The sequence below is a fragment of the Veillonella sp. VA142 genome (assembly GCF_003992135.1).
Taxonomy (GTDB): domain Bacteria; phylum Bacillota; class Negativicutes; order Veillonellales; family Veillonellaceae; genus F0422.
This window is the reverse complement of sequence record NZ_RQVN01000016.1, coordinates 1-14,265: the sequence shown is the minus strand read 5'-3', so window position 1 is coordinate 14,265 and position 14,265 is coordinate 1. Positions and strand designations below refer to the sequence as shown.

General features: G+C 40.1%; 10 protein-coding genes. 9 read left to right on the top strand and 1 reads right to left on the bottom strand.

Features of this window, described 5'->3' with window-relative positions:
* Window positions 1-59 precede the first annotated feature (59 nt).
* The 8 genes from EO117_RS06765 (at window position 60) to EO117_RS09245 (ending at window position 11,886) form a co-directional block, all read left to right on the top strand.
* Entirely contained in the window at window positions 60-821 is a 762-nt protein-coding gene (locus tag EO117_RS06765) for an ABC transporter permease (RefSeq protein ID WP_126939721.1), read from the top strand.
* An 8-nt stretch (window positions 822-829) separates the two neighbouring features.
* Window positions 830-1,573, top strand: coding sequence for an ABC transporter ATP-binding protein (locus EO117_RS06760; protein ID WP_126939720.1), 744 nt, complete (start codon window positions 830-832; stop codon window positions 1,571-1,573).
* Window positions 1,574-1,590: 17 nt separating this feature from the next.
* On the top strand, window positions 1,591-2,895 hold the full coding sequence (locus tag EO117_RS06755) for an MlaD family protein (protein WP_126939719.1): 1,305 nt from the start codon (window positions 1,591-1,593) through the stop codon (window positions 2,893-2,895).
* A gap of 9 nt (window positions 2,896-2,904) precedes the next feature.
* Window positions 2,905-4,308: a TolC family protein gene (locus EO117_RS06750; RefSeq protein WP_126939718.1), complete on the top strand. Its 1,404-nt coding sequence runs from the start codon at window positions 2,905-2,907 to the stop codon at window positions 4,306-4,308.
* Between the two features lie 25 nt (window positions 4,309-4,333).
* Window positions 4,334-8,614, top strand: coding sequence for a translocation/assembly module TamB domain-containing protein (locus tag EO117_RS06745; RefSeq protein WP_126939717.1), 4,281 nt, complete (start codon window positions 4,334-4,336; stop codon window positions 8,612-8,614).
* Between the two features lie 13 nt (window positions 8,615-8,627).
* Window positions 8,628-9,263 carry a sigma-70 family RNA polymerase sigma factor gene (locus EO117_RS06740; protein WP_126939716.1) on the top strand — a complete coding sequence of 212 codons (636 nt, stop codon included), beginning with the start codon at window positions 8,628-8,630 and terminating at the stop codon, window positions 9,261-9,263.
* A gap of 358 nt (window positions 9,264-9,621) precedes the next feature.
* Entirely contained in the window at window positions 9,622-11,532 is a 1,911-nt protein-coding gene (gene thrS, locus EO117_RS06735; RefSeq protein WP_126939715.1) for a threonine--tRNA ligase, read from the top strand.
* Between the two features lie 195 nt (window positions 11,533-11,727).
* Entirely contained in the window at window positions 11,728-11,886 is a 159-nt protein-coding gene (locus EO117_RS09245; protein ID WP_164727519.1) for a hypothetical protein, read from the top strand.
* A gap of 216 nt (window positions 11,887-12,102) precedes the next feature.
* Here the strand turns inward: EO117_RS09245 and EO117_RS06730 are convergent, their stop codons facing one another.
* Window positions 12,103-12,822: an SIMPL domain-containing protein gene (locus EO117_RS06730; RefSeq protein WP_126939714.1), complete on the bottom strand. Its 720-nt coding sequence runs from the start codon at window positions 12,820-12,822 to the stop codon at window positions 12,103-12,105.
* Window positions 12,823-12,963: 141 nt separating this feature from the next.
* Here EO117_RS06730 and EO117_RS06725 point away from each other — a divergent pair, with 141 nt between their 5' ends.
* Complete coding sequence (locus EO117_RS06725) at window positions 12,964-13,704, top strand: NADPH-dependent oxidoreductase (RefSeq protein WP_126939713.1); 741 nt, start codon at window positions 12,964-12,966, stop codon at window positions 13,702-13,704.
* The last annotated feature ends 561 nt before the right edge of the window (window positions 13,705-14,265 follow it).

Here is a 14,265-nt window from a genome sequence, read left to right as displayed (position 1 = left end):
TGCACATTCAAAGAGTTTTGTGATATACTGAAAGTTGATACAAATACTCAGGAGGAACTATGACTTGGTTAACATGGATTGGTAAGAAAATGATCTTTTTCCTATCCCAGATAGGAGAGGCCATGCTGTTATTATGGAGGACCATAGAACAATTACCGAAAATAAATTGGAAACTAACAATTGAACAAATGGCGCATTTAGGAGTGCACTCTTTGCCAATCTTGTCATTAACCATGTTTTTTGCTGGTGCTGTTATGACATTACAAGTAGCGGATGTACTCATTCGTTATGGAGCACAAGGAACTGTAGGCGGCATTATGGCTATTGCCATGGGACGTGAATTAGGCCCAGTTTTAGTAGGCGTTGTATTAGCCGGTCGTGTGGGCGCGGCTATCACAGCAGAGCTAGGAACGATGAAGGTCACTGAGCAAATCGACGCCTTGAAGGTGATGGCAGTGAACCCTATTGGATATCTTGTGGTACCTCGTGTCGTGGCTTGTATGATTATGGTGCCCATCCTAACATTTTATGGTGTTCTTATTGGGACTGGTGGCGGTTATTTAGTAGCTACAGTAGTAAAAGGGTTAGCAGGTGCTACCTATTTAGATTCTATTCAAATTTTTGCGATTTTATCTGATTTGACGTATGGATTAATTAAATCCTGCGTATTTGGTGCTGTCATTGCCTTAGTGGGATCCTATAAAGGCATGTATACAGATATGGGTGCCACTGCTGTTGGGTATGCGACGACAAGTTCTGTAGTGACAAGTATCATATTAGTCTTTATATTAAATTACTTTTTATCGGTGTTATTATTCTAGGAGGACCTATGATTGAATTACAAAATGTGGTCCTATCCTATGAGAATAGAATGATTTTAGACCATGTAGATTTAACTATCCAGGATGGAGAAACCTTAGCTATTTTAGGAGGATCTGGAGCAGGTAAAAGTACCTTGCTTAAATTGATTATTGGATTGTTACGACCTACCAGTGGTACTATTTTAGTCGATGGAGTAGATATTACGAAAATTGATGAGAATGAATTCGACAAATTACGACAAACCATGGGGATGGTCTTTCAATATTCTGCCTTATTTGACTCCATGAGTGTTGGCGAGAATGTGGCCTTTGGCTTGCGTCAACATACCACTATGAGTGAAGAGGAAATTCAGCGCACAGTAGCCAGAAAGTTGCGTATGGTAGGACTACCAAAAACGGAGCACTATATGCCTAGTGAGTTGTCAGGAGGTATGAAAAAACGGATTAGTTTAGCTCGGGCCATTGCTTTAAATCCTAATATTATCCTCTATGATGAACCGACATCAGGGTTAGATCCGATTACATCGGGAACGATCAGTCGATTAATACGAAGTATGCAATCTCATTTACAATGTAGTTCCATCGTGGTCACTCACGATATGAATTCTGCTTTTTTTGTGGCTGATCGCATTGCGTTGTTAGATACAGGAAAGTTTATTGAAGTATCACCAACGGAAGACTTTAGACATTCTAAGAATCCGAAGGTACAACAATTTATTGAGGGACGTAAATCTGTAAAAGCAGTGATATAAGAAGAAGGAGATAAGCCATGAAGTGGACAACAGAGGCAAAGGTAGGCCTATTTACGGTAGCGGGGATAGTCTTATTTGCTATATGTATTGTGTTCTTGGGACGATTTGATATTTTTGCAGCGCCTACTATGCATATTACAGGGAATTTTCAATCCGTAACGGGGCTGAAAGAAGGTAATACCGTGCGTTTTTCAGGGGTGAAAGTAGGGAAAATCAAATCTATGCAAGTCACTGATAAAGGAATTACCGTGTCTATGGACATTGATAAAGATGTAAAGATTCCTACAGATTCTGCTTTTACTATGGAAAGCGATGGTATTTTAGGGGATAAATTTATCCAAATTACGCCAGGTCGTAGTACCTTATATTTAGATGATGGTGCGTTCATCACAGGGGATGGAAAAAGTGAAATCGATAAAACGATGGCACAAGCCACGAAATTGATGGAAGCAGCTACCACCACATTGCAATCTATGAACGGTATTATTGGGGATGAAAAAACACAAAGTGCTTTACGAAATGCTTTGCAATCTACGGAATTAATTGCTCAAAATACAGCAAATTTAACAGCCCAAATGAATGCTATGCTAGCCAATAATAGCGATAATATTTCTGCCTTAACAACCAATATGGTGGGGATTACGCGAAATATGGAATCCCTGACGAATCAAATGGATGTGAATATGAAGCAATTTAATGTAGACGGTCAAGCGGGTACAGAAATGCGTCAAATTGTAAATAATTTAAAAACTACTACTGACAGCATTTCAAAAATGGCAGGCGCTATGGAAGGGGTTGTAACGGATCCAAAAAGCGCTGCAGACATTAAAGAAACATTGCACAATACGGCACAATTGACGACTAAGCTAAATCGTCTTACCGGTGGGGACGTGAAAGCAGGTTCGGATGGAAAAAAGTCGGATCTTAAGACGCAAATAGGAGCAGAGGTACTATACAACCCAGAAGATAAAAAAGTTCGTACCGATGCAGATGTGCGTCTTATACATAACGATGCCATGTATACTTTAGGGATTTCCAATATAGGAAATGGTTCTAATGTGGACCTTACCTATGGGAAACGAGTGCTAGATCAAGTATACCTACGAGGAGGTTTATTTGATGGGAAATTGGGTATAGGTGCTGATTTTGGATTTGGAAAACCATTGGCAATATCTGGAAGTTTATTTGACATCCGCCATGGTTCCTATAGGATTCGTTCAGATATTCAACTGTGGAAAGATACTTATGCAGTAGGTCAATGGACTTGGTACGGACATGACCATACACGTGAGAATTATTTTGGGCTAAGAAAGACATTTTAGGAGGACCCAATGAATACAAAAATAATGACAGTGGCAGCGATGTTGGCAGCGTATGCATGTATAGTAGGAGCGTCAGCACCGCAGACAGATACAGTGAAATTAGTGGATTTTCAACAAAAGGCGACTGCTCAAGCAGCAATGATGACGAAGGCCTACCAAAGCCAAGTACAGGCAAAAGGACAGGCTGTGACTGTGACTTTGCCACAATCTATTGCCTTAGCATTACAAAATAATAGATCTTTACATCAATCTCAATGGGAGTATGAAGCGGCAGCGGCGCAAGTAGGGGTTGCTACTAGCGGTAGAAATCCGTCTGTATCCTATCTGTATAAGGCAGACCATACAGACACTGAGGTAAAAAAAACTAATACTTTTTCTCACGCATTAAAGCTAGATGTATCTCTGTTTAATCGTGCCTTAGGTGCGCAAATTGAAGTGGCTAAATACAACAGGGATGGTAGCGGTGCTGCCTTAACAGAAGCAGCACAAACAGCGAAATTAACGGCTACAACGAATTACTTATCCCTTATTATGTCTCGCAATAAAGTGAGTGTAGCAGAACAAACAGTTCGTGACTATGAAGAACATTTGAAAAATGCAAATTTACAATATCAAGTAGGTATTGTATCTAAATCTGATGTATTGGCAACAAATACAAGATTAGCCAATGCCAAAACTACCTTAGTAGAAGCGAAAAATGCAGCTAGCTTAGCAGAAGCAAAGTTTAATAATCATGTAGGATTGCCAGTGTCGATACCAATCGTAACAGCCGATAAGGAATTAACCTATGTACCATATGGTATTTCATTGGAATCTGCTAAATCTTATGGGGTGGCACATCGTGGAACGATTGTACAAGCAGCAATGGCTGTGAAGTCTGCCGAAGAAAATGTAAGCCGTGTGGATGCCTCCGATATTCCGGTAGTGAATGCAAGTGCTAGCCGTGCTATGAATGGTACACATTGGGCTGGTAACGATAACAAAAATTGGTCCGTAGGCGCTACCTTATCTTGGAATTTGTGGGATGGTGGCCAATCGAAAGCCAATGTAAGTAATGCCAAAGCAAACTTAGAGAAAGCGAAAGAGGCTTACGCACAAACGATTGATACGGTAGAGTTACAAGTGCAAGAGGCGTACTTAAATTTAAAAGCGGCAGAACAAAAAATTCAAAGTACACATGCCGCAGTAGAAGCGGGACAAGAGGATTTTCGTATCAAAACATTGCGTTATCGTTCTGGAGTAGGCACGAATGTGGATGTGCTTGATGCGGAAACAGCCTTAGCTACTGCGCGTAATAATTATGTAGATGCTCTATATAACTACAACTTAAGCATGGCTACCTTAGAAAAAGCTATGGGTATTCCCGTAGTAGCTGCTGTAGGCAGTGGCGTAAAATTTGTTAATCAAGGATAGTGATTATACCAATATGAGGTGAATCATGAAGAGGAAACACTGGATACTAGGTATTGTACTGAGTGGATGTATAGTAGGTGTTGGATTCGGCTTACAACCACTGAGTGAAACCTATGTAGGACCTTATGTGCAAGAACAATTACATACAGCACTGAATGGAACTGTTTCCTATTCAACATTTCACATTAATTGGGATGGTTCCGTTCAAATGAAAGACCTCATCGTAGACGATGTGAGAGGACAACATGTACTTACCGCAGATGCGTTGACGGTATCTATTCAATGGCTTAAGGTATTGCAATATCCTTTTGGACAGGTATCACCAGATGCCTTAGTCGGTACGATTACTATCAGTTCACCGCATGTGAATGTGGTGCAAGATGAGCACGGACAATGGAATGTACTACAGTTAGTAAAAGAGCGAGAGTCAGATAGTCCTAGTCAATTTAGTGGACTGGTGCGATTAGAGAATGGGACTGTGTCCTTAGTCTTGCCTCAGGCAGAACCATTGCTATTATCAGATGTGAATGTGACTGTCCTAGGTGATGGTGGACATATGCTAGATGGAGTCGTGGATGCTTATATAGGAAAGGACCAAATTCATTCTAAGATACAATGGGCCTTGGATGACAGTGGCAATCGATCGTTCTATGTGGAAACTCCGCATTTGGATATGGCTCCTATTGTGAGTCGAATCTCCTTACCTAATACGGTAGGTTCTATAACTGGTGAGCTAACAGATGTAGCGTTGACGATGCAACAACGTGGTGGCTTCTGGTATGGGGAAGGTGGACTTTCCTTCCAAAACGTGGGGACAACTCTTCAAGGTTATCGATTAACCTCGGGAAAGGGAAAACTCCAAATCCATGGAGACGTGTTATTCCTGGACGGAATCGAGACTAATGTGAATGAAGAACACCTTCGTGTCAATGGTACTGTACATCATATCTTTGATGAAGACCCTACATTACATGTCAATGTAGGATTGAAAGAATGGAATCTATCCTCGTTTGATCAACTGCCGATGACAGGATATATTACGGCAGATGCACTCCTAACAGGTCCTGTGTCGAATGTAAAAGCCAGTGGAGATGTAGAGCTGCGAGATATTGCCTATGAAGGAATTACGGTGAATCGTGGGAAAGCCCATCTTTCTTATGGCGACCAAGTAATACATGTGGGAGATGCAGAACTGACTACTCAAGGAGGAATCGTAACTGGAACTGGATCCTACCATGTGGATACAGAAGATTTCTCAGCACAAGTAGAGGTACAGAATGTATCTTTGTATGGATTGCCTCTTGAGGGATTACCTTCTATACAGGGCACAGTAAGTGGTTCCTTAGCCATTGAGGGAAAACAAGGTTCTATTTCAAAACTAAATGGCTCTGTACAGGGACGCCATATGGGGTATGAATCTATCTTAGTGGATGCCTTGGATGCTAGTGTATCATGGGATGGTACACAGCTAATAGTGCCATATCTAAACGGTAGTTGGGGTCGAGGCACGTTCACTGGTAGTGGCCGATTCGGCGATGGTATATTTGGTATTAATTTGCATGGCACTAATATTGGATTAGAACAATTCAATGGGTGGAGCCCTAAACCGTTGGGCGGCACTGTTTCTTTAGAGGCTAACTTACAAGGGTCCCTAGAGAATCCGACAGGAACGGTTACGATTGCTGGTGAAACACTTTCCTATGGCACAACCAAACTTGACCGTGCGAATATTAAAACAAAGTTAGACGATAATACTCTCCATATTCTTGCAGGGAATTTAGAGTATAAAAAAAGCACCTATGACTTAGGAGGATACATCCGCTTAGATGGTGAACGAAATGTGGATATCAAAGGATCCGCGAAGGATGTGCGAATAGAAGATGTGTTGCCAACGTTCACAGATATCCCTATGACGGGATGGGTTAATACGGATATTCATGTACAGGGGACAGTACGAAATCCACAAATAGAAGGTCATCTGAAAGCTTGGGATGGTTCCATATATGGTAAACTCTTTACTTCGATTGAAGGAGGGTATACATACAAAGATGGACGTCTATATTTGCCTAAGTTAGAAATTAGTACCTATGGAGCCACCATCATTGCAGATGGCGGAGTACAAGGTAAGCAGTTAGATGTCAACTTTGTCGGTGATGAGCTGCCAATTGAACCCTTTGCCCGTGATACGGGGTTGAATGTAGTCGGTTATGTAGGGGCTGAGGGTCATCTTGGTGGTACTGTGGATGCACCTATTTTTGAAGGGGCAGTACAGTCTGATACGTTACAAGTGAAGGACACTACCTTGCGTGATATAGTAGGTTCAGTATACATTACACCACAGGTAGTACATCTACAAGAATTAACTTTCACCGGTAGTGGTACTAGCCGATACGAAGTAAAAGGTGGAGTTCAATTAGAGAATCCAAAACGTTTATTTGGCTATGTGCGTGTACAAGACGGTGATTTGCATCAATTATTAGCATTAACCCACGTACAAGTGCCAGATGTGAATGGTAAATTACAGGCTACTATTGATTTAGGTGGTACTAGTGACAGTCCGAGACTGGACGTAAAAGGAACTCTGGAAAATACTACGATTCGTAACGAAGTTGTAGGAACTGCTACAGTGGATATAGGCTATGGTGGGCGGACAGTTGATATTCGAACTTTCAAATTACCTATCAAAGAAGGTCTCATTGTGGGTAAGGGTAAAGCTGATTTAGATGGCTCTACAGATATTCAGCTAGTGGCATCGAAAGTACCCGTACAAACTGTATTACCACTAGTTACGCAAGATGTAAATGCGCAGGGAAACTGGAATTTTATCATTAACGTACATGGACTCACGAAATCGCCAAAAGTAGAATTTTCCAGCGAGGTGGAACAACTAGTTATCAATGGTATAAGCTTGGATCAATTCAGTATCTTAGGAACCATGGAAGACCAAGTGGTGAACATACAACAAGGAATGATTAAGAAAGCCAACGCTTCTATTAAGGTGCGTGGTAAATTACCGCTTAGTGCTTTTGTAACCAATGAATATGTGGCGGATGATGTGAGTAAGCAATTTGATGTGTATGTGGATATGAATGAAGCAAACTTATCCGTACTTCCATTGATGTTCAAAAAAGTGCAATCTGCAGAAGGTGATATTCATGGTATTGTCCATGTGACTGGTAATTTATCGAATATCTTGGCCAATGGTACGGTAGAGATCGGGAATGGATCCATGCAATTGCAATCTTTGAAAAAAACGTTGACCCAATTAAAAGGACAACTTGTATTTAGAGGCCATCACGTAGATATGACTGGTAGCACTACGATGGGGAAAGGTAATGCCGGATTATCTGGTAATATTGGTTGGTTGGGACCTAGCATTACATCCTACTATGGTGCATTACAGATGAAAGGCATAGAAGTTGCCCACGATTTCTATACAGGACCATTAGATGGTGAACTGTACATCGTAAACAAACAAAATATGCCGACCTTGGTAGGAGCTATCACATTGCATGATGTGGTAGGAACGATTCCATTGACCTTTGAAAGCTCAGAATCATCGATTCCATTAGGATTAGATATAACCGTTGATGCAAAAAACAATGTACGCTTGTATAATCCATTGCTCTACGATATGTTCTTACAAGGTAAGGTGAAGTTTGAAGGAACTGTAGGAGAACCGAAGGCGAGTGGTAAGTTATCTATCAACAAAGGATATGTGAAATATTTGCAAAATCGCTTCAAGATTACAGAAGGACAGGCGAAATTCGTCACTGGCAGTATTATTCCAGAGTTAAACGTACGGAGCATGGCGAATGTGAAAAACTATCGCATATCTCTACAAGCAGAAGGACCTGCTACGCAAATGAAATTAAAATTAACGTCTGAACCTAATTTGTCAGAACGTCAGATTATTTCGCTTTTAACCTTTGGACGTAATGTGGGGAATACCAGTGGTGTTACATCGGAGGATGCTAATGCCTTGCTGACATCTAGCTTACAGTCTTTAGCATTTGGCTATATCGAAGATGTGTTACAAGATACATTGCGGCTAGATTTAGTCAACATTACGACTGGATCTTTAGATGGAAAAGACTCTCGTGATTTGCAGGAAAAAAATAACTTTAATGTGACCATCGGCAAATATGTAGTGCCAGACTTGATGATTACCTTAACTAGAGGACTTAAGAACGATCATGTATCGTATGGCTTTCAGTATGATATCAATCGTAATATTAGTGCTACGGGATGGGTTAATAATGAAAATAAACGCTACTTAGGGGCACAATGGAGATACCGATTCTAAAGGAGGTGAAAGTATGCTCAATGATTATATCGCCAGTGTTGATAAAATTGAATTATTGACGTGGGATGAAGAACAGAGACTCTGGAAAGTGTATGAAGAAGAAGGAGACTTAGAGGCTCGTATGACAATCATTGAGCATTACCAACCTTTAGTTTTGAAAGAAGCTAATGTGTATCAATCTTCTAAGATTGACATGATGGATTGCATCCAAGAGGGGACAATAGGGCTTATTGAAGCAGTAGAGCGATACGACTCTACGAAGGGTGTAGCCTTTTCCCTCTATGCAGTACATCGTATTCGCGGTCGTATCTTGGACTACCTTCGCAAAGAAGGTAAAGAAGGGATTGTGCTACAATCGGAGACAGAAGATGGTGAAATTTGGTGGGAGCAATTGCCTGCAGAGGGACCTTCTACAGAAATCGTTTGTGAGGAACGCATGTATGCTGATATGGTTACAACGGCTATGAAACAGTTGCCCATAGCGGAGCAACATGTAGTGGAAGAAGTATATTACAAAGATCACAGTGTAGCTTCGATTGCAGATACGATGGAATGTAGTCATAGTTATATCCATCGATTGCGAAGAAAAGGGTTAGCACGCCTTAAAGGTTTGTTGGAAACAGCAAAAGAAACGTGGGATAAAAGTTAATATTCCCTTGACATAGATAGTGTTTTTGTTTATTATAATTATATTATTATATAAGCAACAGTGATGCGAAGGACATGACCCTAACCATCTATACTTTCAGAGAAAGATACCTTGGCTGTGAGTATCTAGTGTAGACTTAGATGTTACCACCTTCAAACTGGTTCAGTGAAGGCTATGCTTGTAATTGAATCCGTGTGGACCCGTTATCGTCCGTAAGAGTGAGTCCTATGAATAGGGGCTAACTAGGGTGGAACCGCGAAGATCTTCGTCCCTTGTGTGGGAGAGGGTCTTTTTTTGTTGGTAAAAAGTATTGCCATTCCCAATGGCATAGTTAGTATTAGACCTAGGGAGGTAACCTATGAGTGAAGTAAATATCATTTTACCTGATGGAAGTTCTAAAGCGTTTGCGGCTGGAACTACATTAGCTGAAGCAGTAAAACAATTATCAAATAGTTTAGCAAAAAAAGTATTAGCCGCTGATGTAAATGGTGAATTAATAGATTTACGTGAAGTATTAGTGGAAGGATCTAAAGTAAGCTTTTTAACATTTGCGGACGACGGAGGTAAACATGCATTCCGTCATACTGCATCTCATGTGATGGCACAAGCAGTGAAACGCTTATGGCCAGATGCACAATTGGCGATTGGACCTGCTATCGAAAATGGGTTCTACTATGACATCGATATGGAACATAAACTGGTGCCAGAAGATTTGCCAAAAATCGAAGCGGAAATGAGCCGTATTGTAAAAGAAAACTTGCCTATCGAAAAAGTATTGATGGAACGTCAAGAAGCGTTAGATTTCTTTGCCTCAAAACATGAAAATTACAAAGTAGAATTGATCAATGACTTACCAGCTGATGCAGTGATTTCTGCATACAAACAAGGGGACTTCACTGACCTTTGTGCAGGTCCACACTTAGCAAGTACTGGTAAAGTGAAAGCTTTCAAATTACAAAGCATTGCAGGTGCCTACTGGCGTGGCGACGAAAAAAATAAAATGCTGCAACGTATCTATGGTACTGCTTTTGAAAAGAAAGAAGAACTAGAAGAATACCTACACTTATTAGAAGAAGCAGCTCGTCGCGACCATCGTAAATTGGGTAAAGAGCTTGGCTTGTTCGTCCTCAAAGAAGAAGGACCAGGATTCCCATTCTTCTTGCCAAAAGGCATGGCAGTGCGTAACGCTTTAGAAGATTTCTGGCGTGAAGTCCATCATGATTACGATTACGAAGAAGTTCGTACTCCAATCATATTAAGCCAACATTTGTGGGAAACATCTGGTCACTGGTTCCATTACCGTGAAAATATGTACACAACACAAATCGACGGAGCAGAATATGCAATCAAACCAATGAACTGCCCAGGGGGTATCTTAGTATATGCTAATGAAATGCATTCCTACCGTGATTTTCCAATTCGTATGGCAGAACTTGGTTTAGTACACCGCCATGAATTGAGCGGTGCGTTACATGGTCTATTCCGCGTACGTAGCTTTACACAAGATGATGCCCATGTATTCATGACACCATCTCAAATTAAGGAAGAGTTAATGAGTGTTATCGATCTATTCGGTCGCATCTACTCTCAATTCGGATTATCCTATCATGTAGAGTTAAGTACAAAACCAGAAGGCGCTATCGGTGACGATGCAATCTGGGAATTGGCAACTGAAGCATTGCGTGAGGCTATTGAAGCGAAAGGTATTCCGTATCGTATCAACGAGGGTGATGGTGCGTTCTATGGTCCTAAACTAGACTTCCATATTCGTGACTCTATCGGTCGTACATGGCAATGTGGTACTATCCAATTGGATATGAACTTGCCAGAACGTTTCAACTTGGAATATATTGCAGAAGATGGCCAAAAACATCGTCCAATCATGATTCATCGTGCATGCTTCGGCTCCATGGAGCGCTTCATCGGTATCTTGATTGAACACTTTGCAGGGGCATTCCCAACTTGGATGGCACCAGTACAAGTAAAAATTCTTCCAATCAGTGAAAAACATGTAGAATACGCTGAAAAATTGCGCAAAGCATTTAAAGATGCCTATGTACGTGTGGAATTAGATGATCGCAGTGAAAAAATCGGTTATAAAATCCGTCAAGCTCAAATGGAAAAAGTTCCTTATATGCTTGTTGTGGGAGATAAAGAAGTGGAAGAAGGAAAAGTGGCGGTTCGTAAACGTGGCGTAGGCGAACAAGGCGCAATTCCTTGGGAAGAATTCTTGGCAAGTATCCAACAAGAAATTAAAGATCGTGCGTAATCATTGAAATAAACAGGATAGTGTAGATTTGCTTTGCATGAATCCTATAATGGATTCTGTTGTCTCTTCAATGATGAAAGTATTGTGTATACATAGGAAAAGCATCTTCACAAGAAGGTGCTTTTCATCATATAATACAATTAGAAAGAAATGGATCTTTCCTTTTCTATTATTCTGAGTAGAGGTGATAGAATTATGATTACATTTGATGATGCAGAAAAACAAAAATTAACTCCTGAAGAACTAAAAGAGCTGAAGAAACACAATGATATCAATGAATGGCCATGCCCATTAACAGATGATATGAAAAAGCAAATGCATAACAGCTTTAAAGTAGTACCTAAGAAAAAATAAGAAAAGCCGTAGCGACCTGATTAGGTTCGCTACGGTTTTTTTATGTCTTGACAACGTAAGGTATAAAAAGAACCGCCATCGTGGTGATGACGATTCTCGTATGTGTCATGTGTTAGTTGTAGGTGACATGTACAACATGTATCGTTGGTGTCAGTAGATGTGTATATGAATGCACGTATTTTGGCAATCACATAGTTGTATTAAAAGGCATACATACTATTGCAAATAGAATACTACATTTGCTGTTTTGTTGGCAGACATATCACCATTTTCTACTGGTGTAGAGCTAGATAACTCCATAGTTCTTACTGCCAGCATAGCATATCTAGGGTTTACCTCCATAGTCTGTGTACGTGTGGTTCCTAAGCTTGCAGATTTAACGGGACCTAGTTCACGGCCAAGAGATTTAGCAATCACTTCCGCTTGGTGGCGAGCATCACTAATAGCAGATGTAGATAATTGATCTTCCATCTCTTGCGATACATCAGTTTGGAATGTAAGAGAATTAATGTCAGAAGCACCACTAGCAATCGCTGCATCGATGGCTTTTCCAATTGAGGAGGTGTTATATATTCTAATTACAACTGTGTTATTCACATTGTAGCCATTTAGTTTAGAGCTACCATCAATATAATCGTAATTAGGGTTGATAGTAATGTTAGATGTCTGAATATTATTTCTAGAGATGCCTAAATGTTGTAGGGATGAGATAAGTTTAGACATAATCGCATCATTTTGAGATTTTGCAGACTGAACAGATGTATTTTTACTAGACATCCCTAAATTAAGTAGTGCATAGGATGGTGCGACTTGGCGAACGGCTTGGCCTGTTACGGAAATTTCACCTGGTGAGATATCTGCTGCCATAGATCCGACTGTAGCGGATGCGATAAATGCAGCGATAGTAAAAGCTTTCAAAAGAAATGTGCGTTTCATAAAAATCTTCCTTTCTAGTACTATGTATATATTGACAAATAAAAATTAAGTGCCCTACAATGATAGAAGTGCAGTACATTTTGTATTGTTATTATACTACATGAATATTGTGAAAGTATGATGAAAGTTAGGAGTAAAATGATGAACCCTATTGATGTTATGTTAGATCATAAAAGTATTCGACAATATAAACCAATGCGTGTATCCCCACAACACCTAAGTATATTATTAGATGTAGCAAAACGGACCGCCACAAGTATGGGTATGCAAACATTCAGTATTATTCGGATTGTAAATCGAGAAATTAAAGCAGCCATTGCTGAGGTATGTAAACAAGAGTATGTGAAAGATATGCCTGAGCTATTTGTATTTGTAGTAGATGCCTATCGCAATGCACAAATTATGAAAGAAAAAGAACTAGACCTTGATACAGCAAATGATGCAGATCGATTCTTCCAAGGTTGGACCGATGCGTGTTTATCAGCACAAAATATGGTAACTGCCGCAGAACTAGCGGGATATGGCACAGTGTATTTGGGTAGTATCCTAAATGATGCGGAAAAAATGATTGAAATTCTGAAATTGCCTGAATTAACGTTCCCTGTTGTGGGACTGGGGTTAGGTATGGCAGATCAAAAACCGGCGTTGAAACCACGCATGCCAAGAGAAGCGAATGTATTTGATGATGTATATAGTACATTTGATAATTATCATGAGCTATTAGAAGACTACGATGAAGAGATGAACCAATATTATGACCTTCGCAGTCCGAACTATCCATTACCTAAATTTACAGACCAAGTAGTGGGACGATTGAAACTAAAAGATGAGAAACGCAGTGCATTGATTAGAATAGCGGAAAAACAAGGGTTTCACCTTTGATGCTATGTAGCCTTTGGCGGTCTTATCTGTATATAGCAAAAGGAAACGAGCAACACATTCCTTCACAAACGGCACTACGTAATGTTTGTTCAAGAACGTGTTGCTCGTTTCAATGCTTTGGCGTATAAAACTAATATGAGACCATCATAAGACTACTACGCATGACTGCATTCTAGGAGGGGACACCGTGCTCTTCTTGCGTTTGGAAAAGGACAGTCATATTGCCTTTAGGTGACTTAAACAGGAGTGGCTTATCTAGTGAAAATTCTATAGAAAATATACACTAAAATTACTGGAAAGTGGGGTTGCAAATTACTTGGAAATATCATATAATACATTCAGTGCTTTATACACAAGTACTTTTAATTTTTCTAAAAATCATAGATGCAGAGAATTAAAAAAGATTAAAATAACTATTGACACAAAATTGTGAATCTGTTATTATAATCTAGTCGCCACAACACAGCGTTGTGGATGATAAAGTTGATCTTTGAAAACTGAACAATGAAAGGTAATTACTTCGAAAGAAGTAAACATAAGCCAGAGTGCGGGTTTCACATA